Source organism: Ruegeria sp. BHSA123 (assembly GCF_059613425.1).
The window spans coordinates 82,330-109,053 of the sequence record NZ_JBXWSL010000008.1; the positions used below are offsets into that span (position 1 = coordinate 82,330).

Below are 26,724 nucleotides of genomic sequence, written 5' to 3' on the forward strand. Positions count from 1 at the left end.
ATTGTTAAAATGACAACTAGTGAAGACCACATGCCAGACGTATCCGAAGAACATATTGAACGCCTTAAAGAAAATATGGAAAAGGTCGAGAAGCTGTCCAAGCGCCTGATTGAGGTCATGGCTGTAAAACGGCCGCACACACCCGCGCTGGACGGCCCGAATCAAGAGCTTTTCGCACGAGCAGCAAGTGCCTACTGGGCGGAGGCTTGGCAAAATCCCGCCAAACTACTGGAACAGCAGATAGAATTCTGGGGCAAGTCAGTGCTGAACTTTGCCGAGGCGCAGAAAGCGCTGACTGCGTCTGACGCGGAAGGCGAAGCCCCCAAAACAGAAGACAAGCGATTTTCGAACCCCCTTTGGGAGACCAATCCCTATTTCCGACTGATCCGCCAGCAATACCAGACCAATGCGCAAGCGATCGCGCAGGCCGTTGCGTCCGTGGACGATCTGGATGCCAAGGACAAAAGGCGGCTGCAATATTTCTCGCAGCAAATCGTCGATATGATGGCGCCGACAAACTTCCTGGCGACCAATCCGGATGCATTACAAAAAGCGGTCGAAACCGAGGGCCAGTCACTGATCAAGGGGTTGGAAAACCTTGTGTCAGATCTTGAGGCCAACAATGGCGAGCTGGTCGTCAAACTGGCAGATGAGAGTGCCTTTGAGGTCGGCGGTAACCTGGCGACGACGCCGGGGGAGGTGGTTTATCGTAACCGGATGATGGAACTGATCCAGTACAAGCCGGCGACCGAAACTGTATATGAGACACCGATTGTCCTGTTCCCGCCCTGGATCAACAAGTTCTATATTCTGGACCTGAAAGCCCAGAACAGCATGATCAAATGGATCACCGAGCAGGGATATACCCTGTTTGTAGTGAGCTGGGTCAATCCGGACGAAAGCTATGCCGAAACCGGCATGGAAGACTACATTCAGGACGGTTTCCTGACCGCGATCGAGGCGGCCAAGAAGATTTGCAAGGTCAAACAGGTCAACGCGGTGGGGTATTGCATTGCAGGTACCACCCTGAGCCTGACGCTGTCTCTGCTGAAACAGCGAGGAGACAAGTCGGTCAAATCGGCGACCCTGTTCACCGCATTGACGGATTTTTCCGATCAGGGAGAGTTCACGCCTTTCCTTCAAAACGATTTTATCGACGGAATCGAAGAAGAAGTGAAAAAGGAAGGTGTTCTGCGGTCGTGGATCATGGCGCGCACAATGTCATTCCTGAGATCACGTGACCTTATCTATGGCCCGGCCATTCGAAGTTACATGATGGGGGAAGTGCCCCCGGCCTTTGATTTGCTGTACTGGAACGGTGACGGAGCCAACCTGCCTGCGAAAATGGCGGTGGAGTACTTGCGTGGGCTATGCCAGCGCAATGAATTCGCGACCGATGGCTTTGAGGTACTGGGGCATAAGCTGAAGCTCGGTGACGTTGATGTGCCCCTGATGGCCATCACATGCGAAACCGATCATATCGCGGCGTGGAAAGACTGCTATCGCGGTGTGCAAAAGATGGGCTCGAGATCAAAAACTTTCGTGGTTTCCGAGTCGGGTCATATTGCGGGCATCGTGAACCCGCCCAGCAAGAAAAAGTATGGGCATTACACCAACCCGGATTTGAAACCAGACGCCGCCACCTGGTTAAAGGAAGCCGATTTTCATGAAGGGTCATGGTGGCCCATGTGGGATGCCTGGCTTAAGAAACGTTCAGGCAAGCAGGTACCGGCCCGTGAACCTGGCGATTCGAAGCACCCGAGCCTGGCTGCTGCACCCGGAACGTATGTAGTGGCAAAACCAAACGCCTGATTTCATTCTGAAACTTAATTTTTTCTGCAGCGCAGCAAGAAAAAACTTGCAATGCTGCGTTGCAGCAATCATATTGTCCTCAAGCTGATGAAACCCGGGGTGGGCCCGGACTGGCTAAAAGGATTATGACAATGGCTAAGACCCAAGACTTTACCGCGATCATGAAAGACATGATGGGTGCATTCCCCGTGGACACAACCGCAATGGAAGGCGCATTCAAATCGACCGCTTCGCTGAATGAAAAGCTGTCGGGCGTTGCTCTGGAAGCAGCAGAGAAATCGGCAGAAATCTCGAGCAAATGGACCAAAGACACGCTGGCCAAACTGACCGAGATGTCGAAAGCCAAGGCAGAGCCTGCCGACTACGCAAAAGCAGCAACCGATTTCGCAAGCGCGTCTGCTGAAGTTGCAGCCGAGAACATGGCCGCTTTCGCAGAAATCGCGAAAAAAGTTCAGACCGAAACCGTCGAACTGCTGATGGCTGCTGGTAAAGAAGCTGCGGAAGAAGCGTCCGCCGCTGTTAAAAAAGCAACCAACGACGTGACCACAGCCGCTAAAAAAGCTGCTGCTGCGAAGTAAGAAAAGTCAGCGAAACGCACCCGACCCTCCCTATAGGTGCAATCGCGTTGGGCAGGTCCATTGACCTGCCCTTTCTTTTTGTGCTGCACTCGCATAACCTGTGCTGCAACGCATCATCCTTGGGGAGGGTACCCGGTGTCGGACCAAGAAAAACCGCTGCTGATCAAGCGCTATGCCAGCCGTCGGCTGTATAACACCGAGACCAGCGATTACGTGACGCTCGAAGATATCGCGGGATTCATCCGTGACGGGCGCGAAGTACAAATCATCGACCTGAAATCCGGCGACGACCTGACGCGGCAGTATCTGCTGCAGATCATTGCTGAACATGAAAGCCGCGGCGAGAATGTGCTGCCTGTCAATGTTCTGAACGATCTTGTGCGCAGTTACATGCTGCCTGGCGGGGGCATGATGCCGCAATTCCTGCAAAGCTCGTTCGATATGCTGCGCGAAAGCCAAAGCAAGATGATGGAAAACATGAACGCCATGAACCCGATGTCCCAGATGCCGGGTTTTGAAGCGTTGAAAGCACAGCAGCAGGCCTTTCTGAAGGCTATGACTGGTGGGTTGTCTGGCAGATGGTCCTCGCCAGAGAAGGAAAGCGAAAAGTCAGAGCCGAAAGAGGATCTTGACGATATCAAGAAACAGTTGGCCGAACTTCAACAGAAGCTTTCAAAACTGAATTAAGGTGAGCCTGAAAAAAAGGCCCACCATTTTAGTGGGTCAGTTCTAATCTCAGGTGCCGTAGACCGGCATTGGGCCGGTCACTTCGCCGACCGCGGCCAGCAGAATATCGGCGATCACGTCCAGCTCTGCGCGTGTCAGGCGTACGGGCAGTCGGACGTCACACGCTTTCATCAGCATGTCACGCGTTTGCGGCAGCTCGAACGTCTCCGGCAGAAATTGCCAGTTCCAGAAGGCGCGTGCATTGTCCTGGCTCAGGCCAAAGACCTGAACTTTGACACCGCGTGCCTCGGATGCGGCGGCAAATGCGCGAATCTCGTGTTCCTGCAACCCAACCAGATTGAATTGAATAGAATCCGGCGCGCGCTGCTCGGGGGGCAAGGGCGCGGGCACATTGATATGGGGTGAGGTATTCAAGCGCCCGGCAACGTAGTCGTGATTCGCAAGACCATCGCGGACACGACGGGCCAGTTCCGGGATCTGCGGGCGGATCACAGCGGCGCTCAGGTTGTTCAAGCGCAGGTTATACAATGGCAACTTGTTCTGCCAGCGGGCGAAGGCCTCTTCCAATTCGGGCGAGTTGTCGCCGTACGGTCCTTTATGTTTCTTCCAGTTATGTTCGTACGCGCCCGACATGATGACGGCACGGGCCACCAGATCAGCATCGTTTGAGATCAGAATACCGCCTTCGCCCGCATTGATCATCTTGTAGGACTGAAACGAGAAACAGCCGACCTTGCCGATGGTGCCGATATTTCTGCCATGCCAGGTCGTGCCCAGCGAATGCGCAGCGTCTTCGATTACCGGGATGTCACGCGCGTCGCACAGCGCCATGATCGCGTCCATATCAGATGTGTGGCCGCGCATGTGACTGATGATCACCGCCTGAACGCTGTCGAGCTTGGCCTCGAAATCGGCCATGTCGATGCGATAATTCTCACCCACTTCGCACAGAACCGGGATGCAGTCCGCGTGAATGACCGACGAGGGAACCGCGGCAAATGTGAAGCCGGGGATCAGGACGCGCGCATCGCGCGGCAGACTCAGTGCCTTGAGCGACAGAAACAGCGCAGCAGAACAGGATGAAACAGCGAGAGCGTATTTTGTGCCCAGAAGTTCGGCAAACTCGGCCTCCAGCAAAGACACCGGGGCATCTTGCGGGGCGGTATAGCGAAACAAGTCGCCCGACTGCATCAGGGCGTCGATGGCTTCTTTTGCTGCTTCTGGGATGGGTTCGGCGTCATGAACGTTTGGTGGAAGCGTCATATTTGGAATTCCCGAATTCTATCTTTGGTAAAGATAAAGCTATTCAGGCGGCAATCCAAGCCCTCAATCGCCGCGCCAGCGGAAATTCACCAATATGTCACAAGTAACGTGGATCAGATCCCAAGCCGGTCCCGCATGGCGAACCATGTCATTGCCAGCACAAGCAGCGGGTTGCGCAGGGCAGACCCGCCGGGGAAGGGCAGGGTTGGCACGCGGGCCATTGTATCGAACCCTTCAGATTGGCCCTGAATGGCCAGTGCCATCAATTGCCCTGCATGGGTCGCGGTGCCTACACCATGACCGGAATAGCCGGAAGCAGACAGAATATTGGGTGCGATACGCACCAGATAAGGCATCCGCCGCATGGTAATGGCCAGCGTCCCACCCCATGCGTAGTCGATTTTGACATCGCGCAGATGTGGGAAGATTTCGGTCATCGGCTTGCGGACCTTCGCCGCGACATCCGCAGGAAAACGATAGCCATAACTTTCGCCGCCACCGAACAGAAGCCGGCCATCGGCGCTGAGGCGGAAATAGTTCACCACGAACTTGGTATCCGCGACCGCGACATCCTGAGTCAGGACCCGCGCGGCCTCGCTGCCAAGGGGTTCAGTCGCTGCGATGAAGTTGTTGATGGGCATGACACGGGCCGCGACGGTCCGGTTGAGATTGCCAAGGTAGCCATTGCAGGCCAGCACAACATGGTCGGCCCTAACGTTCCCCCTGGCGGTCCGGATCAGTGCAGGCCGGGTTTCGTCAATATCGATGACTTCGGTGCCCTCAAAAATGCGAACACCCGCTTTGGCCGCCGCCTGTGCCAACCCCAGCGCAAAATTCAATGGGTGCAAATGAGCAGCCCCCATGTCCAGATACCCGCCCTTGTAAGCGGGCGAGGGGCACAGTTTGTGGCCTTCGTCTTCATCCAGCAGCTTGATCTGGTCATACTGATAACGGTCGGACAGATGGCCTGCATGGGTGTGCAGCTCTTTTCGTTCCGAAGCTGACAGACCCAGAACCGCGACGCCGGGTTGCAAGTCGCACGCGATCTGATGCTTGGAGATCAGTGATTTGACCAGATCCTTGGCGTCTTCGGCCAGGTCCCACAGCTTTGCAGCATCCGCGTCGCCAACAAGACGCTCGAGGTCTTCCTGATCCATCCGCTGCGCGCTGCCCAGCTGGCCACCATTGCGCCCCGAGGCACCAAATCCGACACGGTGGGCTTCAAGCAGAACGACATCGAACCCCGCCTCGGCCAGATGCAATGCTGCGGACAGGCCTGTGTAGCCACCGCCCACAACGCAGACATCCGCCGTAATATCTTCGGCCAAAACAGGAAAGCGTTCCGTTGGGTTCGCCGTCGCGGCATACCAGCTGGCAGGGTATTCGCCCTTGCGGTCATTGGAATAGAGCAGGTTCACGAAAAGTCTCAGACGTTGATCAGCAGATGTTCCCGTTCCCACGGAGAGATGACCTGCAGAAATTCTTCATATTCGGCCCGCTTCACGATGCCATAGACACGGGCAAACTCGGGGCCAAGGATTTCGTGCAGGGCTGTGGCTTCGTCAAACATATCCAGCGCATCGCCCATGACCTGGGGGATATCCCCTTCGCCTTCATAGGCGTCACCATAGAATTGACGACGCGGGCGTTCTTGTTCAACCAGACCCAGATAGCCGCACGCCAGCGACAGGGCGATGCCCAGATACGGGTTGCAATCCATACCGGCGATGCGGTTTTCGACACGGCGCGATTCAGGTCCGGACAGAGGAACGCGAATGCCTGTAGTGCGGTTGTCGCGGGCCCATTCCAGATTGATCGGTGCGGCGTGGTCTTTCACGTAGCGACGATACGAGTTTACATAAGGTGCCATCACGGCCAGACCGGAGGGCAGATGGTTCTGCAACCCGGCAATGAAGTGATAGAACGCGTCCGTTTCGCCGCCCTGCGGGCCCGAAAAGATATTCTGGCCGGTCTCCATGTCGATAATCGAATGATGGATATGCATGGCCGAGCCCGGCTCTTCCTCGATCGGTTTGGCCATGAAGGTTGCAAAACAATTGTGCCGTAACGCCGCCTCGCGGATCAGGCGCTTGAAGTAGAAAACCTCATCAGCAAGTTTGACTGGGTTGCCGTGGCGCAGGTTGATCTCCAACTGGCCCGCACCGCCTTCCTGGGTGATGCCATCGATTTCGAACCCCTGATGTTCGGCAAAGTCATAGATATCGTCGATGACCGGGCCGAACTCGTCCACCGCGGTCATCGAATACGCCTGCCGCGCCGCAGCCGGGCGGCCAGAACGCCCCATCATCGGCTTGATTTCCTGTGCGGGATCGACGTTGGGGGCGACCAGAAAGAACTCCATTTCTGGCGCAACAACCGGTTTCCAGCCTCGGTTGTGATACAGCTGGACCACGCGTTTCAACACGTTACGGGGGCTATAAGGGATCGGATCACCATCCCGGTCATAGGCGTCGTGGATCACTTGCAGCGTCCAGTCCCCTGTCCAGGGTGCGGCTGAAGCCGTCGAATAGTCGGGCTTCAGGATCATGTCCTTTTCGATGAACCCGTCGTCACCTGCGGCTTCACCCCAGTCCCCCGTGATGGTCTGGAAGAATATGCTGTCAGGCAGGTGAAAATAGGATTGCTTGGCGAATTTCGTGGCAGGCACGGCCTTGCCACGTGCAATTCCGGGAAGGTCCGAGATGATACATTCAACCTCGTCCAGCCGCTGTCCGTGGAAATAGGCTTTGGCGGCTTCCGGCAGTTTATCAGTCCAATCAGCCATCAGGCTCTCTCTTTCTTTAAAAACTCGGCCATATGGCGCGCGATTGTGGCGTTGTCATCCGGGGCGGTTTCGCGATTTGCGGCCTCGCGCATCAGGTCTTCGGGGACGACGCCTTTTCCCCGTGTGCGCATCAGGCCCGCGACAAAACCATTGGTGAATTCAGGGTGGGCCTGAACCGTCCAGATCGTGTCTCCATAAGCCAGCATCGCGTTTTCGCAAAATGCGTTCTGACCAAGAACGCGCGCGCCTTCGGGCAACTCGACAACCTGATCCTGATGCCAGGCATTCAGCCAGACTGTGTTGCCGTCAAACTCGTATTCAGTGCGTCCGACGGCCCATCCGCCCTTGAACTTCTCGACCTTGCCGCCCAGTGCCTGCGCGATGATCTGATGCCCAAAGCATACGCCGATCAGTGGCTTTCCGCTTTGCTGTATCTCTCTGACCAAGTCTTCCAGCGGGGCGATCCACGGCAGGTCTTCGTACGCGCCGTGGCGCGAACCGGTTATGACCCAGCCATCTGCGTCATCCGCGCCGCTTGGGAATATGCCGTCGACCACGGCGAAGGTCTGGAACTCAAATCCGTTGCCACCGAGAAGTGCAGGAAACAGCTCATCATAGTCGCCGAATTCGCCATGCAACGCATCTGGTGTGTGGCCGGTTTGTAATATGCCGATTTTCATGTGTCACCAAATTTGATCAAATTAACTCTAGCTGAGTCCGAATGAGGCGGCAAGGGGGGTCAAACCGCTTCGAGATAGCTCAGCCAGTGATCTTCAGGAGCGATACGCTCAAATCGTTCAATTTCCTGTCGCTTGGTCATGATCAGGTACTGGATCAGATCCGCCGGGAAAAGCCGGGCGACCAGGGGGTCGGTCTCAAATCTGTCAATTGCGGCCGCCCAGTCTGGCATCAGTTGAGGCAGGTCTTCGATATCGTAGGCATTGCCTGTGATCGGGGCAGGGGGCCGCAGACCGTCTTCGATCCCGGCAAGGGCTGCACCCAAAACCGCGGTCAGCATCAGGTAGGGGTTGATGTCGCCACCTGCGACGCGGTGTTCGATGCGCCGCGCTGCTGTTGCCCCGCCCGGGATTCGAATTGCGGCGGTTCTGTTCTCATAGGCCCAGCAGGCCCCGGTCGGGGCATGCGCACCCGGTACAAGCCGGGTGTAAGAATTGCCGTGGGGCGCAAAAATCAACGTGCTGCCTGGCATGGCCGCCACACAACCCGCGACGGCGGAATGCAGAATGCCGGTCCCTTCAGGCCCGCCATTGTCAAACACATTGCGCCCCCGATGGTCCAGCACCGAGAAATGCACATGCATCCCATTGCCTGCATCATCGGCATAGGGTTTTGACATAAATGTTGCGGCAAACCCGTGTTTGCGCGCCAGGCCGCGTGTCAACGCCTTGAAAAGCCACGTATCGTCGGCACAGCGCATGGCATCCTGATGATTCAGGTTGATCTCGAATTGGCCAACGCCACTTTCCGAGATGGCGGTTTGCGCGGGGATATCCATGGCGGCGCAGCCATCGTAGAGATCTGTGAAGAAATCCTCAAACGCATCCATTTCAGCGACCGACAGAACGGATTCATGCAGCAGGCGGCGCCCGGTGATCGGGTTCAACGGAGGTTGCGGTTGCGCACCCGAAGCATCGATTAGTGTGAATTCCAACTCAGTCGCCGCAACGACCGACCAGCCGCGTTTGGCATAACGGTCAAGAATGGCAGACAGAGCGTGGCGCGGATCACCCGCAAACGGGGTACCTGCATCGTCATACAAGCTCATCGGAACCAGCGCCGTTTCTTTCGGAAGCCAGGGCACAGGCACCGGGCCCCGGTCGGTTGGGCGCAGCACGCCATCCGCATCGCCGGTTTCAAACACCAGCGGGCTGCCGTGAATGTCCGCGCCCCAGAGATCGACATTGAGTGCCGAGAACGGCATGCGCACGGCGCCTTTCTCCAGCTTGCCCGCATACTCAGGGGGCACGCGTTTGCCCCGCATCTGACCGTTCAGGTCACATGCAGTCACGCGAAAACTGTGCAAGGCGCTCAGGTCCATTGGGGGCTCCGTCAATTCTGTTTCCCCGTGATGTACTTCAATGGATCAGATTTGTCACCAAATTTGATCAAATTTTGATATTTGGGACAGATGTGACTGCTCGGCATAGTTTTTGGGCGAGTACGAAATTGGTCTTGCTGTCAAAGCTCGCGCCTTGCGTTTCCTTCAGTGAAAACATCACGGAAACATCTGTTAAGCCATTGATCATATTCTCCAATGGCGTTGTCTGCGGCAAGTCAGAGAGCGGCTGGATTTTCCCAGTGTTGAAAGCGCGGCGATCGGATTTGATACGACGTCCGAACCCGCAAATCAGCTTCGTTTGCCAAGTCCTCAAGAATTGGCTTATTTTGGCGATTTTTCTATGATAGCTGCGGGTTTCGTATTCTTGAGGATGGTTGAGTTGACTGCACGTGGAAGAGATAACATTCAACACCATGCTACTCTGAGCATTGCCCCCATGATGGACTGGACCGACCGCCACTGTCGGTATTTTCATCGGCTGCTTAGCACGGAAACCTTGCTGTATACCGAGATGGTAACGGCACCGGCGCTTGTCCGAGGAGGGGCGCTGCATCTGTTGGATCATTCACCGCAGGAACATCCCGTGGCTTTGCAGCTGGGTGGGTCCGATCCGGAGGAGCTGGCGCAAGCGGCGCGTTTGGGTGCTGATGCAGGATATGATGAGATCAATCTGAACTGTGGATGCCCGTCGGACAGGGTGCAGTCTGGTACTTTTGGGGCGGTTCTGATGAAAGATCCGGCACGGGTTGCAGAATGCGTCGCAGCAATGCGCGAAGCGGCGAATGTAGATGTCACGGTCAAATGCCGCATCGGTGTGGATGACCAAGAGCCCGAAGAAGTTCTGCCTGCGTTTCTTGAGCAGATCAGTGCGGCGGGCTGTCAAAGAGTAACGATCCATGCGCGCAAGGCGTGGTTGCAGGGGCTGAGCCCTAAGGAAAACCGCGATGTTCCACCGCTTGATTATGACCTTGTGCATCGGATGAAAGCCGCGTTTGCGGATCTGCATATATCGATCAATGGTGGTATCGCCAGCTTGGATGAAGCAGCAGCACATCTGGACGCGGGTCTTGACGGTGTCATGATTGGTCGGGCGGCCTATCATCAGCCCGGTGATATCCTGGCAGATGCCGACCGGCGCATCTTTGGCGTTGGAACCGTTCGCGATCCGCTGACGGTTGTTCAAGAAATGGTGCCCTATATTGAAAGGCACCTTGCCAATGGCGGGCGTTTGCACCAGATCACGCGGCATATGCTGGGTCTCTTCGCGGGGCGCCCCGGTGCGCGGGCATGGCGGCGCGCCTTGTCCGAAGGGGCCGTGCATGAAGGGGCCGGGCCAGAAGTCATGCTACAGGCCCTGGACCATATTGCGCCGATGGTCGAGGTTTAAACGGCAAGGGGGGGACGATGCCCGAGACAGTGTTGCTGGCCCAGATGATGGGCCTTTTGCTTGTGATCGGCGCGCTGGCCGGTGTGCTTGCCGGGCTGTTGGGAGTGGGCGGCGGTATCGTTTTGGTCCCCGCGTTCTTCTATGCGTTTCAGACGCTTGGCTATGGCGGCCCGCAACTGATGCAGCTTTGTCTGGCGACGTCGCTGGCCACGATCATTGTAACGTCGATGCGGTCTGTTCTAGCCCACAACAAGAAGGGTGCCGTGGATTGGGATATCCTGCGCGGTTGGGGTCCGGGTATTGTCGTCGGCGCAATTGTCGGAGTGCTGGTCGCATCGGCGCTGCGGACCGAGGCCTTGCAGGCACTGTTCGGAATTCTGGGCATGGTGATCGGTGCCTATCTTGGGTTGGGTCGCGCAGAATGGCGGTTGGGCGACGCAATGCCCGGCGGAATCAAGCGGGCCGTCCTGTCCCCTCTGGTCGGGTTTCTTTCCGTTCTGATGGGCATCGGTGGAGGCAGTTTCGGTGTGCCGCTGATGAGCCTCTATAACACCCCTATCCACCGCGCGGTCGCGACCGCGGCCGGGTTTGGCGTGATCATCGCCGTACCCTCGGTCATTGGGTTCTTGTTTGTAGATATCGCGCCCGAGCATCGCCCCCCGTTGACCATTGGCGCGGTTAATCTTGTGGCCTTCGGGATCGTTGTCGCAATGACAATGATCACCGCGCCCTGGGGGGTAAAGCTGGCCCATGCGATGGACCCAAAACCGTTGAAACGTGTCTTCGCCGTGTTCCTGACGCTGGTCGCGCTGAACATGCTGCGCAAGGCCGTGGGCTTATGAGCGATTTTTCTGCCCGGGGCTGGGTGAAATTCCCGTATGATCCGGTTTTGGCCGAATGGGTGAACCACGCTTTGCCTGCCGCACGGGCGTCGACAACGTACCCGGCCCACGCGGAATGGTTGGATTGCGAAGGTACGTGGTTCATCGGTGTCGACGCACTATCCAATGACACGAAGGGCAGGGTCGGGCAGTCCGGGCCTCTGACCGGAAAGGCCATGGCGTTCATCGACAAACACTTTGGAGATTTACCGCTGCACAAGGGGCAGGTTTCGGTTGTTTATCCGGGTTATCCGCGCCCGCGCCGGGGCGAGAATGAAGCGGCCACCCGGTACCGTCGAAACAGGGATGCGGCCCATGTGGACGGTTTGCGCCCGACAGGGCAGGATCGCCGCCGCCGGGTTGATGAACCTCATGCCTGGATTCTGGGCATTCCACTGACTGAGGCCAGCTCAGACGCGTCTCCGATGGTGGTGTGGGACGGCAGTCATGACATTCTGCGGACCGCGTTCAGGCAGGCGCTTGAAGGGATGCCACCTGAGGTCCTGCACGAAGTAGACATAACCGACATCTACCAATCCGCCCGTCGCGAGGTGTTTGCGACCTGCCCAAGGATCGAGTTGCCTGCAAAGCCGGGAGAGGCCTATTTGCTTCACCGCCATTGCCTGCACGGCGTTGCTCCTTGGGCCGAAGGGGCGACGGCGGGGCAGGATGGTCGAATGATCGCCTATTTCCGCCCCGAATGCGCCGGTGGAGTAGCCGAATGGATCGAATCCGCCTAACGTCCTGTCATTATTTGGCTTTGGAGGTTTTGACCGATGATGACGGTTCATACGAATTCTGACGGTGCACTCATAGAAGTCGAGTTGTCGGGGCAAGTGACCAGCGCCGATTACACCAATACTCTGGTTCCCGCCATCGAGTCTGCGCTAACGGAACACGACACGGTTCGGCTACTGGCGATAATACAACCTGAATTCCAGGGGTATGATCTGGGCGCAGCCTGGTCCGACACCAAGCTGGGGTTAAGCCATTGGCGCGGTTTCGACCGGATCGCAGTTGTTGCTGATCAGGGTTGGGTGCAGACAAGCGTTCGTCTGGCGGCCCCCATCCTGCCCTGTCCGGTTCAGGTGTTTGATCTGGCCGAGCTTGAGGCGGCCCGACGCTGGATGCGCGAGTCCCTTGGGTCGATCCACGTGACTGACCTGAGCGGTCCATGTGTTCAGATCAGCCTATTGGGCAAGCTGGACCCTGAATGGTACAAACAGGCAGAACGTGATCTGGATGCAGTGTTACAGGACCGGCTAGGGTTTCGCCTGCTGATAGACCTCAGGGAGTTTGACGGCTGGCAAGGGCTGTCAGCGCTTGCGGCGCATTTTCGGTTGGCCAGCCGACATATCGGACAACTGGACCGAGCTGCCATCGTTGGGGACAAAAGCTGGCAGCGCATGGCGCAGAAGGTCGCCAGCCATGTGTTAGGGACCCGGACACAGTTTTTCCCGTCCGAAGAGTACGAGAACGCCAGGGCTTGGCTTGCCGCCGGATAAAACCTTCGACTGTGGAACGCCTGAGCAGGCAACACCCAATCGGTCAAGGTCGTGATGCAGCCTCAAATCCGGTCGTTTGATGTCAGGCATGATTCGACTGCTGACGGCGGGTTTCCCGCAGCTTCGGCCCCAGCTTTCCCAGTCCCGGCAAAGTCGGGTCGAATAGTGACGTTAGGAAATTATGTGCTTTTGAGAGTTTTTCTTGATTGAGGCGTCAAAAACGATCAAAGGCCGCGTGTTTTCCCCTACTTGTGACGGGAAATACCTTTAGCCACACCCTGTCGCTGCGGGTTACCACTCACGTTGAACCTCAATGTTCAAGAGCTAGACCCCCTCGGAGCTCGAACTCGACCCGCAGTGGCACGGTTACTGGAAACGGGACGTCCGCAATGCCACTTAAGACTTTGATCGGAAGACTCACTAATACAAGAAAGACCAAACGTGCAGCTGACGTGCTGCAATCGGAATGCGCGCGCAATGATGATCGGCGGCCCAAAACCAGCCAATCCGAGATTGCGCTTCTGTTTCAGAAAGAACTGCGTGGCACCGCGCCGAACACACCTATCCCGAGACGGGTCACACAGCCGCCAGAAATGTCATCAAAACGTATTCACTGATCGATCAGGAGCCATTCATACGAGCGGCACGCCCGCCGCGCCGCTTGCTGAGTCGCGGTTTACGAGACGGCAGGTCGTTCATGATTTCAGCGCGTTCGCTGCTGTCCATCCTGGACCAGCGAGAAATCTCGTCAATCGTGCGGTAACATCCGGTGCAGATACGCTCGGCCGGATGGACAACACAAATCTGGACACAAGGGCTTTCGACCTCATTGCGCTTCCAAACCATATTCGTCATCGATCGGTCTCCGACCTGTTACAAAAAGCGCAGTCTGTCCAGTGCTCCCTGCAAGATATAACCTGCTGCAACGTGATCAATAACCTGTCCGCGACGTTTTCGTGACGTATCCGCCTCAAGCAGTGCTTTTTCTGCCGCAACCGTACTCAGCCGTTCATCCCAGAATCCGATTGGTAAATCCGTCAGACGGGACAGGTTTCGCGCAAATGCCCGCGTAGACTGGCAGCGCGGACCCTCTGTGCCGTCCATGTTTTTGGGAAGACCCAACAGAATGCCGCCAATATCGCGATCCGTAGCAATTTCGATCAACCGGGCGGAATCGAGTGTGAATTTCTTGCGCCTTACGGTCTCCAACGGGCTGGCCACGCCCCGCATTCGGTCGGAAACCGCGACGCCGATGGTCTTTTCACCCAGATCCAGCCCTATCAGCGCTTGCATCGGGGGAAGCGCATTGGCGAAGTCTTCGAAAACGTCGTGGATCATTGCGCAATCCCGGCCTGGAGGGCTGCGGCATCAATGATCTGCAACGCCTCGGTGTTTCCGGCAAACACCTCCAGCGCCTCATTGTGGATATCCATGGCCCGTTGGCCCTGGCCCAGAACACCCAGAGCGGAGATCAGACGAGCCCATTCTTCGGGCGCGCCGCCTTCCGTCGCCAGGCGGTCGGACAACTGATTCACCATTCCCTGAATCATCTGTTGCCGTTCCTCGGGGCTCATTTCCGCTGCTGCAGCCATGTCTTCGCGACTTGGACCAGACGGCGCGCTCAGGTCCGGTGGATTGAAAACCCCTGCCCGAAAGGCCAACTCATCAATCTGATCCCGGATCGCCCCCGCCCACGGCGCGCCTGCCGGGGCTTCCCTCAGCGTTTCGACCCAAATGCGGTAGGCAAGGTCCGGTCGACCTGTCTGAACCAGCATTTGCCCCCAATAATATCGTGCCGGGCCGTGATGGGGATCGCGATTCAAAGCTTCGGCAAGGGCCTTTTCAGCTTCGGGCGACACATATCCGCCCGCAGCCAGGATCATCATCTCGGCAAAATCCGCGTAGTGCTCGGCTGTGGCTGCGTCGCCTGACAGTTCGATCACCCTTTGTTGCGCGGTATATCCATCCTTGAAGTTCCCCGAATTGGTCTCATGCTGCGCCAAAAGCATCTGCCCTTGCAAATCATCCGGGCGGGCCGCAACGGTCTCTCGCAACTGCTTGAGAAGAGACGCGTAATTTTCGTCAAGCTGCGCCGTTTGAGGTGGGGTCGCCAGCTCTTCTGCGGCGCTCTGGGACGGACGATTGGCGCGCACCTCCTCGGCCAGTTCCAGCCGCGTGGTCAGGGGCATGTCGGGCAACCCGACGGCACCAATACGATGATACATCGCCATCGCGCCCCCAATGATGATCAGCATGACAACCGGGATCGTCACAATCGAGACGGTCCGCGATGGCCCAGCACCCGAGCCACCCTTTTTCATCTGTTCATCAGCGGCAAGAATTCGTCGAGAGATTTCGGTGCGGACCCGTTCCGCATCGGCCTCACCAATCACCCCGCGCGCCAGATCCCGGTCTACACCGGAGAGCTGTTCGCGATACACACGCAGATCGTAAGCCGCCGCAGGTTCATCCCCACGGCGTTTGCGCAGCAGTGTGAAACTCAAAAACACCGCGATCAACAGCGCGACAAGAAAAATCAGAACCCAGAACGTCATGGTCCCTCCGAAGATGCTGTCCTGACTTAGACCTGTGCGACGTCCAACAAAAGGGACAAATGGCCGCGAATGAACGACATGTCGCAATAGTGCGATATTGCGGCGTTGCGCGGCGCGGTTAAACTGTCGCCGCGCGGCATATCTGCGCGCAATCACCGAACCGGATGGATTCGCTTATGAAACACTACTCAGCCTTTGCTGTCGCGCGGGAGGCCCTGCGCTATCACACCGGATGGGAACGCGCTTGGCGTTCGCCCGAGCCCAAGAAACGTTATGACGTCATCATCATCGGTGCTGGCGGGCATGGTCTTGCGACCGCGTATTACCTTGGCAAGAACTACGGCATTCAGAATGTCGCGGTGATCGAAAAAGGCTGGCTGGGTGGTGGCAACACAGGTCGAAACACAACGATCATCCGATCGAATTACCTGCAGGACCCTTCGGCGGCGATCTATGAAAAGGCGCGTGGCCTATACGAGGATCTGAGCCAGGATCTGAACTACAACATCATGTTCAGCCCGCGTGGCGTGATGATGCTGGCGCAGACCCAGCACGAGATTCGCGGTTACCAGCGAACCGCACACGCTAACGCCCTGCAGGGTGTAAAGACCGAATGGATCACCCCCGAACGTGTCAAGGAACTGGTGCCAATCATCAACCTGGACGGCCCCCGCTATCCGGTTCTAGGGGCGCTGTGGCAGGAACGCGGCGGTACTGCCCGTCACGATGCCGTCGCGTGGGGCTATGCGCGCGCCTGTTCAGCCATGGGTATGGACATCATCCAGCAATGCGAAGTCACGGGTGTCCGATCTCAGGATGGCCGTGTCGTCGGCGTAGACACCACCAAGGGTGCCATCGATTGTGACAAGCTGGGTATCGTCGTTGCGGGCCACTCCGGTCAACTGGCCGAGATGGCGGGCTTCCGCCTCCCGCTGGAAGCCATTGCATTGCAGGCGCTGGTATCCGAGCCGATCAAACCCTGCATGGATGTGGTTGTCATGGCCAATACCGTGCACGGCTACATGTCGCAGTCCGACAAGGGCGAGATGGTGATCGGGGGGGGGACCGACGGGTTCAACAACTTCACCCAGCGCGGCAGTTTCCATCATATCGAGGAAACCGTCCGCGCCCTCGTCGAAACCTTCCCGATGATTTCACGCCTCAAGATGCTGCGCCAATGGGGCGGTATCGTCGACATGACCGGTGACCGCTCACCTATCCTGTCGAAAACTCCGCTGGGCGGGTGCTTTATCAACTGCGGCTGGGGCACCGGCGGTTTCAAGGCGATTCCCGGGTCCGGCTGGGGCATGGCACAGCTGATGGCCACAGGTCATTCGCCGTTGACCGAGGCCTTCTCGCTGGACCGCTTCAAGGAAGGCCGCTTCATCGACGAAAGCGTGGCCGCCGGGGTGGCACACTGAAGGTGGTTCCGAGGTTGCCAAATAACAGAATTCCGGTTGGCCGCTGCGCCAACCAACCGCCAAAAGGATGACAACATGCTGATCCTGAATTGCCCTTACTGCGGCGTTGATGCCGAAGAAACCGAACTGGCCGCCGGTGGCGAGGCGCATCTGAAGCGTTTTGGTCCCGGCTCGTCGGATGACGAGTTCCACGACTACCTGTTCATGCGCGAAAACCCCAAGGGCGTGCACTTTGAACGCTGGCGCCATGCCAATGGCTGCGGCAAGTGGTTTCATGCGGCACGCTGCACAAGCACGCTGGAAGTGTTCGGCACTTACACGGCTCAGACCTCTGAGCCGCCGCAGGACATCAAAGAGGCCATCGCCGCAAAGCGCCCTGGATGGACCTGGAGAGAGTTCTCCTGATGCTTCATCTTTTCAAAAATACTCCCGCCGGAGGCTCCGACGCCTCCACCCGCGAAAGGTCCGCACAATGAGCACCCGTCTCGCAAAACAAGGCCGGCTGATTGATCGGTCGAAAAAGGTCACGTTTACCTTCAATGGAACTTCGATGCAGGGCTATGAGGGCGACACGCTTGCCTCGGCACTGCTGGCCAACGATCAGATGATGATGGGCCGGTCGTTCAAGTACCACCGCCCCCGCGGTGTCGTTGCAAGCGGCGCCGAAGAGCCGAACGCCCTGGTCGGGCTGGGGCAGGGCAACCGGTTTGAACCGAACCAGCGCGCCACCACGACCGAGTTGTTCAACGGTCTGACTGCGATTTCGCAAAACCATTGGCCTAACTTGGACTTTGATATTGGGGCAGTGAATACAGCCTTTGCCCGGTTCCTGCCGGCTGGCTTCTACTACAAGATGTTCATCCACCCCAAACCGTTCTGGAAGCATGTCTACGAGCCGTTCATCCGTCAGTCTGCCGGTCTGGGCAAAGCGCCCGACAAGGACAGCCGCGATGCCGATACCTATGAGCACTTCTATTCCTTCACCGATGTTCTGGTCATCGGTGGCGGCGTGGCTGGCCTACAGGCGGCAAAGGCGGCAGCAGCTTCGGGTGCCAAGGTTCTGCTGATTGAGCAGAGCGCACATTGGGGCGGTCGCGCTCCGGTTGACGGCGGCACGGTCAATGATGAGCCTGTGGATAAGTTCGTGGAGCAATTGGTTTCCGAACTCGAAACAATGGACAACATCACCATGCGCTCCCGCTGCATGGGTGCGGGCGTATATGACCATGGTTACGTGCTGGGCTATGAACGCCTGACAGACCACACGCCGGGCGTGCAAGGCCCGCGCCACCGCCTCTGGCGTATCCGTGCCAAGCAAATTGTGACTGCAACCGGCGCAATTGAACGCCCGTTGTCCTTTGCTGGTAACGATGTTCCGGGTGTGATGCTGGCTTCTGCTATGCGCGATTATGCCGTGAACTGGGGTGTCACCCCGGGCGAGCGTGTCATCGTCGCCACCAACAATGACGACGCCTATCGCACCGCGATTACGCTGAAGCAAGCGGGTGTGGATGTTTTGCGTATTGTTGACGCACGGGCAACGGCTGGACCTTTGGCAGAGGAAGCCCGCCAGTTGGGGATCCGCGTTGATCCGGGCAAGGCCATTGCCAAGGTCAAGGGCGGCAAGCGCGTCAAAAAAGTCGCCATCTGCAACCAGGAAGGTGTTGGCGGCGCACGTGAAGAGGTTGAAGCAGATGCAGTGGCCATGTCGGGCGGCTGGTCGCCGGTCGTTCATATGTGGTCTCATTGCGGTGGCAAGCTGACCTGGGATGACGCGAATGCCTTTTTCCGCCCCGATCCCTCGCGCCCGCCGCTGGGCGCAAACGGTGAGGGCTTTGTTCTGGCCGCCGGGGCATCGAATGGTGCGTTGGCGCTGGGCGACGTTCTGACCGACGCCCACACGGCGGGAAAAGCCGCAGCCAAGGCCGCAGGTTTCAAGCCGAAAAACATCAAGGCTCCTGTTGGCGAAACCACTGCAGAAGCTCCTATGGAGGCTGTCTGGCTGATGCCAGCAAACGCAGAAATCCAGCTGCGCATGAAATCCTGGCTCGACTTCCAGAATGACGTCAAAGTCTCGGACGTCCAACTGGCTGCGCGCGAGGGCTATGAGAGCGTTGAGCACACCAAGCGTTACACCACACTTGGTATGGCGACGGATCAGGGTAAGTTGAGCAACATCAATGGCTTGGCAATTCTTGCTGATGCGTTGGAGTCCGAAATCCCGAAGGTCGGCACCACGACCTTCCGCCCGCCTTATACACCCATCTCGATGGGCGCAATCGGCGGTGAAGCGCGGGGTGAAGTGTTCCAGCCGATCCGACAGACACCAATGCACAACTGGCACGACAAGAACGGCGCCGATTGGGAGCCGGTCGGCCACTGGCGCCGGACCTACGCCTATGTCCGTCCCGGTGAATCCGTGCATGACGCCGTGAACCGTGAGGTGAAGAACACCCGCGAAAACCTTGGCCTGCTGGACGCCTCGACGTTGGGCAAGCTGATCGTCAAAGGCCCTGACGCAGGCAAGTTTCTGGACATGTTGTACACCAACATGATGTCCACGCTGAAGGTCGGAAAATGCCGCTATGGCCTGATGTGCTCGGAAAACGGCTTTCTGATCGACGACGGCGTGGTCGCACGCATCGATGAGGACACATGGCTGTGCCACACCACCACCGGCGGTGCCGAGCGTATCCATGGTCACATGGAAGAATGGCTACAAACCGAATGGTGGGACTGGAAAGTCTATGTCGCCAACGTGACCGAGCAATATGCTCAGGTCGCTGTAGTCGGCCCGAACGCCCGCAAGGTTCTAGAAAAGTTGGGCGGCATGGACGTCAGCCGCGAGACGCTGCCCTTTATGGAATGGCGAGATGGCAAGATCGGCGTGTTCGACTGCCGCGCCTATCGCATCTCGTTCTCGGGCGAGTTGTCCTACGAGATCGCCGTTCCCGCCTCGCAGGGTCAGGCGTTCTGGGATGCCCTGATGGAAGCAGGCAAGGAATTCGGTGTGATGCCTTACGGCACCGAATGTCTGCACATTCTTCGGGCCGAGAAGGGCTTTATCATGATCGGCGACGAAACCGACGGCACCGTGATCCCGCAGGATCTGGGGCTCCACTGGGCACTGTCGAAAAAGAAAGAAGACTACCTTGGCAAACGCGCCCATTCGCGCAGCCATATGGCCGACCCAGAGCGTTGGAAACTGGTCGGGCTTGAGACTGTGGATGGTTCTGTTCTGCCTGATGGCGCATATGCAGTGGGCGAGGGTGTAAATGCCAATGGTCAGCGCAACATGATCGGGCGTGTCACTTCGACCTATTTCTCAGCGAACCTTGGCAAAGGGATCGCTATGGGCCTGATCAAGCACGGCCCGGACCGGATGGGTGAAATCGTCGAGTTCCCGGGCACCGACGGCAAAACGTACAAAGCCAAGATCGTGGACCCGATCTTCTTCGACAAGGACGGGGAGAAGCAGAATGTCTGAACCCATCAGCGCACTGAACCACGCCAGCTATGATGGCATCGCTAATGTCAGGGAATGTGGCCTGCAAGGCATGATCACCCTGCGCGGCGACTTGTCCGACAAAAGCCTCGCCAAGGCCGTCAAGGACGCGACTGGGCAGAATGTGCCCGGTCAGCGCGCGGCGCTGGTCAGCGGCGATACCGGCGTATGCTGGATGTCACCAGACGAGCTGCTGGTGCTGGTCCCTTATGCCGAGGTCGAGGCCAAACTGGCCGCAATGATCAAAGCTTTGGGAAAAACTCACGCACTGGCCGTCAACGTCTCGGATGCCCGCGCGGTCTTCACGATATCAGGCGCCAGCGCACGAGAAGTGTTGGGCAAAGTCGCTCCGGTTGATCTGTCGACCGAGGCCTTCCAACCCGGCCAAATCCGCCGCTCGCGCCTGGCGCAAGTGGCAGGTGCGTTCTGGATGGACGATGCCGAAACCTTCCGCGTGGTCTGCTTCCGTTCGGCTGCGGATTACGTTTTCAAACTGCTGAAGGTTGCGGCGCAACCGGGCAGTGAGGTTGGCGTTTACTGACCAAAACTATTGCGCGTTAGAATTGAACCGTTCGCGATATGCGGGCGGTTTTTTCACGCTTACAGCCTACCATACAAAATCTGTAAGTTAGTGCTTTCCGTTGGTTCAGTGTTGAATATGTGAGCGTCACACTCATAATCAGAGAAAGTTAACTAAAACTCGCGTATTGCATGTGGACAGCCTGAACTCTAAGTGTTTTTAAGCTAATCAAAAAAGTATACAGGAGTTTGACGTTTAATGAATTTTATCAAGGCAGTCGCATTTTGCGCCTCGATCGTTATTGCATTCCCCGCAGTTGCTATTTCCGAAACGTACAAAGAAAGCTTTGAATGTAATTTTGGCAAAGGTATTGCTAATCGCCCGACCCCTGAGCGCGTGGTCTTCTCAATAGATAGGCTTGGCCGTTCAGCGTTGTTGCAGGAAGTAGACATCCCCAAGATTGACACCACGTTCAGCACTGGTGAAGTGAAACGCGACTCCCCAAAAGTGCTTTTGATTGGATGGGGCGCACAGAATTATGTTTATACAGCCAGTGGGCGAACATACGCGACGAATGAATCGCGATACGATGCGATTGACCTGCTAAATTTAACATTTACGCTGAATCTGAATCGGAACACAATGAAAGCCATTGTTAAGTCTACCTCCACTTCCAGCTACCTGCCACGTGACGGCTTTGCGAAAGGCAAATGCAAAGTAATCGTGGTACCGGCCTCTTGAAACGTGGGATTGGTATGATGAAGCTTTCTGTTTTTGTTCTGATCGCGGGGATGTTTGCGGCGACTGCGCAGGCTGATGTCAAGAACTACGCATGTGATCTCCATAGCATTGAAGGAAGGGGATGGATTCCTCCCAAGGTTTATCTGAGTGTGGATAGCGAAAACAAACGCGCCCGAGCTTTCGATGGTGCAATACGCGCTTCGAATGAACTAGCAGGCATTTCCCCAGAAACCCCGGCTAACACGAAATTCAAAGTAACGCGAAATGGTGAATATCATTTGTCTTGGCACTTGACCCTACAGGCTAAAGTGTCGGGTAGCTACAGGGTTGCTTACACGGCAACATTCGATCCCAATACCAGCAACTTAAAGCTCCGCGCCAGTTTCCCGCAAGCGAACGCGTCAAACCGACCAAGCGGCAGCGGGGCGTGTAAGCCCGTCTCGTCGCCGAGTTTGTACTGAGAGGCAGATCGGTTGAATCTCTGTTCGAGGGTTTCAACCGGTTAGCAAAAAAGTTTTGAACCCGGAGAGTGCGGAGGCGTCGGTAAAGCACTGTGATCCGGTTCCGGTCGCTTCACTGGTTCGGCAGGTTGGGTAAAATGTAAGAAGCTCTGCCAATTCCTCCATACGATCCAACCGCGTCTTCGAATCCAACAGTCCCGCATGTGTTGAAAGATAAAGGGCTGGGCGCTGTTCCTTCAGCCATGGCACCAGCGTCGGCAGCACGGAAAATTCGGCACCTTCGATATCCATCTTCACCAAAGACACGGCGGACAGATCGTTCACTGCGGCGAACTGATCCCAGGCAATCGTCAGGGTATCGGTTCCGTGCGCGCCGTCGTGCAGAAGGGAGCTGGTAGAATCTCCGGGCTCTCCACGAACCGAGGCCATGCGGGCGACACCGAACTTATCCGACAGTGCGACACCCAAAGCGGAAACGTTATGAATGTCATTCAGGTCGAGGTTCCAAGCCAGGTGACGGAACGCTGTGGGGTCGGGCTCAAAGCACCAGACATGGCGTGCCTTACGCGCACCATAAAGAACTGTGGGCCCGATCCATGCGCCGATATCCAAGTAATCGTTTTCAGGCGAGAGATACTGGTCCATCACGGCAAAGGTTTCAGGCTCCCACTGGCCAGTGGAGGCTTTACGCCAGAACTTTGAATGATAAGGGTCCAGACGAAACGGCTCGCCGTTCAGGTTGCCCGCATAGTAACCGCGGGCGCGGTAGAACATCTTGCGCGCCTGTGTCAGCATCGCCTGCCTCCGGGTTTTCTTGTCTCGGCCCTTGACCTGCGGCGGCTGCCAAAGCATTTAACCTTGGGAACCGCAACTCAAATTTAAACAGGGGGCCGACATGGCTTTTGAACTTCCTGATCTTCCTTATGCACATGACGCGCTGGCAGCCAAGGGTATGTCCGCGGAAACACTGGAATATCACCACGATCTGCACCACAAAGCCTATGTCGACAATGGCAACAAGCTGATCGCCGGCACCGAATGGGACGGCAAGTCGCTGGAAGAGATCATCGTTGGCACATACGACGCAAATGCCGTCGCGCAGAACGGTATCTTTAACAACATCAGCCAGCTGTGGAACCACAACCAGTTCTGGGAAATGATGGGCCCCGGCGACAACGCCATGCCCGGTGAGCTTGAGAAAGCTCTGACCGAAAGCTTTGGTTCGGTTGACGAATTCAAATCGCAGTTCAGTGCGGCGGGTGCCGGTCAGTTCGGCTCGGGCTGGGCGTGGCTGGTCAAGAATACTGACGGTTCGCTGGCCGTGACAAAGACCGAAAACGGCGTGAATCCGCTGTGCTTTGGCCAAACCGCTCTGCTGGGTTGTGACGTTTGGGAACACTCATACTACATCGACTTCCGCAACAAGCGTCCGGCTTACCTGTCGAACTTCCTCGACAATCTGGTGAACTGGGAAAACGTCGCGTCGCGGATGTAATGAATTGAACCGACGCTGGTTTATCAAGGGCCTGCTGGCGGTGACGCTGGTAGGCCTAATCACATCAGTCTACGGGTTTTTCATCGAACCCGCCCTACGGCTGCGCGTGCGAAAATGGCGCGTCCGCCGAGAGGATTGGACAGCGCCACCGATCAGGATTGCCGTGCTGGCCGATTTGCATCTGGGCGAGCCTTTGGTCGGGCTGGACCGAATAAAACAGGTGGTACGGCGTACGAATGCGCTTGCGCCGGATATGATCCTGCTTCTGGGTGATTTCTTCGCAAGCCACAAAGGCGTTTCACGTCCTGTCGAAATGAACGATCTGGCACCGGTTCTTGCTAAGCTTGAGGCCAAGAACGGCGTCTTTGCGGTACTTGGCAATCACGACTGGTGGGATGACCGGCAGGCGCAGCGCCGTGGTGCTGGCCCCAACCGATATGTCGATGCGCTGGAACAGAGCGGAATTACGGTTTTGTCGAATGCCGCCATCAAGCTAGAAGCTCTTGGTATCTGGTTGGCGGGTCTTGAAGATCAGCTTGCGATCTGGCGTAACGGTAAACCGCAGGGGCTGGATGATCTGTCGGGGACACTGGCACAAATCACCGACGACGCCCCGGTTGTGATGATGGCGCATGAACCCGACATCTTCCCTCAAGTGCCCGACAGGGTGGCCTTGACGCTGTCCGGTCATACGCATGGCGGTCAGATCCGCCTGTTTGGCTGGTCGCCGATCGTGCCCTCTAAATACGGCAACAGATATGCCTATGGGCATGTACGCGAAGGTGGGCGTGATCTGGTTGTGTCCGGCGGCATCGGATGTTCCATCCTTCCGGTTCGCTTTGGTGTGACCCCCGAGATCACGGTCATCGAACTGTCTGCCTAAAGGCTTGAGGCTTCGCCAAATCGACCAGCCCCATTTCTTACCCGCATATGTGCGGCAACGATGCACCGCAGCGTTCGGTCAAACACCTACGCGACCTGCCGGGTTTACCTCAGCTTGTCGCGCAGGGCTGTCATCGCTGTCTCCGCATCCTCAGCCCAGATAACAAAGTCGCCCAGTGACCGATCTGCAAATCCTTGGCCGATCACCTGGTGCAACAGGGTTTTCAACGCGTCCCAATAGCCGTTCACATTGACGATCACGATGGGTTTGTCGTGCAAGCCCAGCTGCCGCCAGGTCAGCGCTTCAAACAGCTCGTCCAGTGATCCTGGCCCACCGGGCAGGACCACGACGGCGTCAGAATTCATGATCATGACCTTTTTCCGCTCGTGCATGGTTTCGGTGATCACGAAATGGGTCAGGTCGGTCTTGCCGACCTCTCGTTTGACCAGGTGTACCGGAATGACGCCAAAGGTCTCGCCACCGGCCTGTTGCGCGGCACGGGCAACTTCTCCCATCAGCCCGACATCCCCAGCGCCATAAACAAGTCGCCAGCCTTCCTGTGCAAGCAGGTTTCCAAATTGTCGTGCGGTTTCAGAATAAGCCTTCTCGGCCCCATTGCGTGACCCGCAATACACACAGACGGATTTCTGAGACATGAAAGAGAGGCTCCGGGGTTGTGTCAGAGGTTTTGACCCGTGATAGCGGGATTGATAGATTGGCTCAACTGTCCGCTGGAAGGCTTTTGAAGACAAAGCTTTTGTACGGTGGGGTGAAAGGAAAACAATGGACGCCAAATCGGGAAACGGAAGCTCGGGCAATTTTGTCTGGGGTGTGATTGCGGGTCTGGTTGCCGTGCTGGGCGTTGGGGGTGTGTATCTGTCCGGCGCTTTCACCAAAGCGCCAGAGCCTGAGGCGGGCGCACCGCAGGAACCCGCATCTGTTGCGGCCACACAGCCGCAGGAACAAGTGGCCGAAGCGCCCGCAGGAACCACCACAACAGAACCAGCTGAGCAGGCCGCCGTAACACCGGATGCGGCACCAACCGCTGAACCCGCTGAAGATACGGCTGCAGCGACAGATGTGGTTCCAGACACAGAACCTGCAGCGGCCCCGACGGAAGAGAATGCACCGGCACCCGTGGCCCCCCCGGTTTTGGATCAGATTTTTGTTGAAGCAGACGGAACGGCGCTTTTGTCAGGTGACGCCGAGCCGGGCAGCCAGATTGAGGTTCTGCTGAACGGTGAAACCGTGCACACATTCACGGTGGACAGCGGCGGGCAATTCGCCGAGTTTGTCTCGATCCCCTTCAGCGATTCCGCGCAGGGACTAGTCCTGCACAGCAAAAGCAGCGGGCAAACAACCCGGTCTGATGACTATCTGATCGCCGCCCTGCCCAAGCCGGTCGAGGAAGAGCCGGTTGCGCAGCAAACTGATGCTGCCGATCAGGGCGAAATAGCCGAGAGTGATGAACAAATAGCCGCTGCAGTGGTCGACCCAGAGACCGAAACTCCTGCTGAGACCGAAACATCAGACCCTGTAGCGACCGCGCCGGATACCGGCGAAACGCAGGTTGCCGACGAAGCAGTAGAGACAACTGAAACTGGTCAGCAGATCGCGGTACTGCGGTCGGGCGAAGAAGGCGTTGAGCTCGTGCAGCCGCCCGTGGTTCGGGATACCCCGCCGGAACAGGTCGCGCTGGATACCATCGGGTATTCTGAAACCGGTGATGTCCAGTTGACCGGGCGAGTACAGGACGGCGCGGCCATCAGGGTGTATCTGGACAATCGTCTTGTTGCCGACCTCGCTCCGGAACAGGATGGATCCTGGCGGAGTGATCTGGACGGCATCGACCCCGGTGTTTACACGTTGCGTGTTGACGCGGTGAACACGGACGGGAAGGTCCTCAGCCGGGTCGAAACCCCCTTCAAGCGCGAGCCTGTTGAAGTTTTGGAAGCAGCATCAGGTGGCGGTGACGGAACGGCGGCGCAGGACACCCCGGCAATCCGGTCGGTCACTGTGCAGCGGGGAGACACGCTGTGGGCGATCTCGCGTGACCGCTTTGGCGATGGCATCCTGTATGTGCGCCTGTTCGAAGCCAACCGCGACTTGATCCGCGACCCGGATCTGATCTATCCGGGGCAAATCTTTACGATACCGGAATAATC

Annotated in this window: 27 protein-coding genes; 16 read left to right on the plus strand and 11 right to left on the minus strand. The window is 57.3% G+C overall.

Going from position 1 to position 26,724, the window contains the following annotated elements:
* The first annotated feature begins 9 nt into the window (after positions 1-9).
* The 3 genes from AC2FNC_RS06640 (at position 10) to phaR (ending at position 3,077) form a co-directional block, all read left to right on the plus strand.
* Positions 10-1,812: a PHA/PHB synthase family protein gene (locus AC2FNC_RS06640; protein ID WP_496714850.1), complete on the plus strand. Its 1,803-nt coding sequence runs from the start codon at positions 10-12 to the stop codon at positions 1,810-1,812.
* A 131-nt stretch (positions 1,813-1,943) separates the two neighbouring features.
* Positions 1,944-2,390 carry a phasin family protein gene (locus AC2FNC_RS06645; RefSeq protein WP_209503426.1) on the plus strand — a complete coding sequence of 149 codons (447 nt, stop codon included), beginning with the start codon at positions 1,944-1,946 and terminating at the stop codon, positions 2,388-2,390.
* A 135-nt stretch (positions 2,391-2,525) separates the two neighbouring features.
* Positions 2,526-3,077 (plus strand): polyhydroxyalkanoate synthesis repressor PhaR, encoded by a 552-nt coding sequence (gene phaR / locus AC2FNC_RS06650; protein ID WP_480473452.1) that lies wholly within the window; start codon positions 2,526-2,528, stop codon positions 3,075-3,077.
* 48 nt (positions 3,078-3,125) lie between these two features.
* On the opposite strand, the gene AC2FNC_RS06655 is transcribed toward phaR, so the two are convergent.
* From AC2FNC_RS06655 to AC2FNC_RS06680, 6 genes are all read right to left on the minus strand, one after another.
* The gene (locus AC2FNC_RS06655) at positions 3,126-4,340 is read right to left on the minus strand and encodes a DegT/DnrJ/EryC1/StrS family aminotransferase (protein WP_480553818.1); all 1,215 of its coding nucleotides are present in this window, start codon (positions 4,338-4,340) and stop codon (positions 3,126-3,128) included.
* 113 nt (positions 4,341-4,453) lie between these two features.
* Positions 4,454-5,758, minus strand: a complete 1,305-nt coding sequence (locus AC2FNC_RS06660; RefSeq protein ID WP_496714851.1) for an NAD(P)/FAD-dependent oxidoreductase — start codon at positions 5,756-5,758, stop codon at positions 4,454-4,456.
* A gap of 8 nt (positions 5,759-5,766) precedes the next feature.
* Entirely contained in the window at positions 5,767-7,125 is a 1,359-nt protein-coding gene (locus AC2FNC_RS06665; RefSeq protein ID WP_480473449.1) for a glutamine synthetase family protein, read from the minus strand.
* The gene (locus AC2FNC_RS06670) at positions 7,125-7,805 is read right to left on the minus strand and encodes a type 1 glutamine amidotransferase (protein ID WP_480473448.1); all 681 of its coding nucleotides are present in this window, start codon (positions 7,803-7,805) and stop codon (positions 7,125-7,127) included. Before AC2FNC_RS06670 ends, AC2FNC_RS06665 begins: the two co-directional genes overlap by 1 nt.
* 59 nt (positions 7,806-7,864) lie before the next feature.
* A complete protein-coding gene (locus AC2FNC_RS06675) occupies positions 7,865-9,184 on the minus strand; it encodes a glutamine synthetase family protein (RefSeq protein WP_480517565.1) in 1,320 nt (439 codons plus the stop codon).
* 67 nt (positions 9,185-9,251) lie between these two features.
* A complete protein-coding gene (locus tag AC2FNC_RS06680) occupies positions 9,252-9,620 on the minus strand; it encodes a hypothetical protein (protein WP_480621995.1) in 369 nt (122 codons plus the stop codon).
* Between the two features lie 21 nt (positions 9,621-9,641).
* Here AC2FNC_RS06680 and dusA point away from each other — a divergent pair, with 21 nt between their 5' ends.
* Genes dusA through AC2FNC_RS06700 form a run of 4 tightly spaced genes read left to right on the plus strand, consistent with a single transcriptional unit; the run spans position 9,642 to position 12,978 of the window.
* Positions 9,642-10,592: a tRNA dihydrouridine(20/20a) synthase DusA gene (gene dusA, locus AC2FNC_RS06685; protein ID WP_480517561.1), complete on the plus strand. Its 951-nt coding sequence runs from the start codon at positions 9,642-9,644 to the stop codon at positions 10,590-10,592.
* A gap of 17 nt (positions 10,593-10,609) precedes the next feature.
* Entirely contained in the window at positions 10,610-11,434 is an 825-nt protein-coding gene (locus tag AC2FNC_RS06690; RefSeq protein WP_480545360.1) for a sulfite exporter TauE/SafE family protein, read from the plus strand.
* Positions 11,431-12,213, plus strand: a complete 783-nt coding sequence (locus AC2FNC_RS06695; RefSeq protein ID WP_496714852.1) for a hypothetical protein — start codon at positions 11,431-11,433, stop codon at positions 12,211-12,213. The genes AC2FNC_RS06690 and AC2FNC_RS06695 overlap by 4 nt, the downstream gene beginning before the upstream one ends.
* Before the next feature lie 36 nt (positions 12,214-12,249).
* Positions 12,250-12,978 (plus strand): SpoIIAA family protein, encoded by a 729-nt coding sequence (locus tag AC2FNC_RS06700; protein ID WP_480603173.1) that lies wholly within the window; start codon positions 12,250-12,252, stop codon positions 12,976-12,978.
* A 621-nt stretch (positions 12,979-13,599) separates the two neighbouring features.
* Here the strand turns inward: AC2FNC_RS06700 and AC2FNC_RS06705 are convergent.
* The 3 genes from AC2FNC_RS06705 to ccmI are packed head-to-tail and all read right to left on the minus strand — an operon-like array spanning position 13,600 to position 15,533.
* Positions 13,600-13,833, minus strand: coding sequence for a DUF1289 domain-containing protein (locus AC2FNC_RS06705; protein WP_209503450.1), 234 nt, complete (start codon positions 13,831-13,833; stop codon positions 13,600-13,602).
* 18 nt (positions 13,834-13,851) lie between these two features.
* Entirely contained in the window at positions 13,852-14,316 is a 465-nt protein-coding gene (ruvX, locus tag AC2FNC_RS06710; RefSeq protein WP_480517551.1) for a Holliday junction resolvase RuvX, read from the minus strand.
* A complete protein-coding gene (gene ccmI, locus AC2FNC_RS06715) occupies positions 14,313-15,533 on the minus strand; it encodes a c-type cytochrome biogenesis protein CcmI (RefSeq protein WP_496714853.1) in 1,221 nt (406 codons plus the stop codon). Before ccmI ends, ruvX begins: the two co-directional genes overlap by 4 nt.
* Positions 15,534-15,709: 176 nt before the next feature.
* Between ccmI and AC2FNC_RS06720 the strand changes: the two genes are divergently transcribed.
* The 6 genes from AC2FNC_RS06720 (at position 15,710) to AC2FNC_RS06745 (ending at position 22,181) form a co-directional block, all read left to right on the plus strand.
* On the plus strand, positions 15,710-16,954 hold the full coding sequence (locus AC2FNC_RS06720; protein ID WP_480517547.1) for a sarcosine oxidase subunit beta family protein: 1,245 nt from the start codon (positions 15,710-15,712) through the stop codon (positions 16,952-16,954).
* 75 nt (positions 16,955-17,029) lie between these two features.
* Positions 17,030-17,359, plus strand: a complete 330-nt coding sequence (locus tag AC2FNC_RS06725) for a sarcosine oxidase subunit delta (RefSeq protein ID WP_480473438.1) — start codon at positions 17,030-17,032, stop codon at positions 17,357-17,359.
* 67 nt (positions 17,360-17,426) lie between these two features.
* On the plus strand, positions 17,427-20,441 hold the full coding sequence (locus AC2FNC_RS06730) for a sarcosine oxidase subunit alpha family protein (RefSeq protein WP_496714854.1): 3,015 nt from the start codon (positions 17,427-17,429) through the stop codon (positions 20,439-20,441).
* Positions 20,434-21,000, plus strand: a complete 567-nt coding sequence (locus AC2FNC_RS06735; RefSeq protein WP_480517543.1) for a sarcosine oxidase subunit gamma — start codon at positions 20,434-20,436, stop codon at positions 20,998-21,000. Before AC2FNC_RS06730 ends, AC2FNC_RS06735 begins: the two co-directional genes overlap by 8 nt.
* 237 nt (positions 21,001-21,237) lie before the next feature.
* Positions 21,238-21,720 (plus strand): hypothetical protein, encoded by a 483-nt coding sequence (locus AC2FNC_RS06740; RefSeq protein ID WP_496714855.1) that lies wholly within the window; start codon positions 21,238-21,240, stop codon positions 21,718-21,720.
* A gap of 14 nt (positions 21,721-21,734) precedes the next feature.
* Positions 21,735-22,181 carry a hypothetical protein gene (locus AC2FNC_RS06745; RefSeq protein WP_480517539.1) on the plus strand — a complete coding sequence of 149 codons (447 nt, stop codon included), beginning with the start codon at positions 21,735-21,737 and terminating at the stop codon, positions 22,179-22,181.
* A gap of 33 nt (positions 22,182-22,214) precedes the next feature.
* Here the strand turns inward: AC2FNC_RS06745 and AC2FNC_RS06750 are convergent, their stop codons facing one another.
* Positions 22,215-23,033: an FkbM family methyltransferase gene (locus AC2FNC_RS06750; protein ID WP_496714856.1), complete on the minus strand. Its 819-nt coding sequence runs from the start codon at positions 23,031-23,033 to the stop codon at positions 22,215-22,217.
* A gap of 43 nt (positions 23,034-23,076) precedes the next feature.
* Here AC2FNC_RS06750 and AC2FNC_RS06755 point away from each other — a divergent pair, with 43 nt between their 5' ends.
* Positions 23,077-23,676: a superoxide dismutase gene (locus AC2FNC_RS06755; RefSeq protein WP_480553810.1), complete on the plus strand. Its 600-nt coding sequence runs from the start codon at positions 23,077-23,079 to the stop codon at positions 23,674-23,676.
* Between the two features lie 4 nt (positions 23,677-23,680).
* Positions 23,681-24,559, plus strand: coding sequence for a metallophosphoesterase (locus AC2FNC_RS06760; protein WP_480553809.1), 879 nt, complete (start codon positions 23,681-23,683; stop codon positions 24,557-24,559).
* 104 nt (positions 24,560-24,663) lie between these two features.
* Here the strand turns inward: AC2FNC_RS06760 and AC2FNC_RS06765 are convergent, their stop codons facing one another.
* Positions 24,664-25,215 (minus strand): LOG family protein, encoded by a 552-nt coding sequence (locus tag AC2FNC_RS06765; protein WP_480553808.1) that lies wholly within the window; start codon positions 25,213-25,215, stop codon positions 24,664-24,666.
* Positions 25,216-25,342: 127 nt separating this feature from the next.
* Here AC2FNC_RS06765 and AC2FNC_RS06770 point away from each other — a divergent pair, with 127 nt between their 5' ends.
* Complete coding sequence (locus tag AC2FNC_RS06770) at positions 25,343-26,722, plus strand: LysM peptidoglycan-binding domain-containing protein (protein WP_496714857.1); 1,380 nt, start codon at positions 25,343-25,345, stop codon at positions 26,720-26,722.
* The last annotated feature ends 2 nt before the right edge of the window (positions 26,723-26,724 follow it).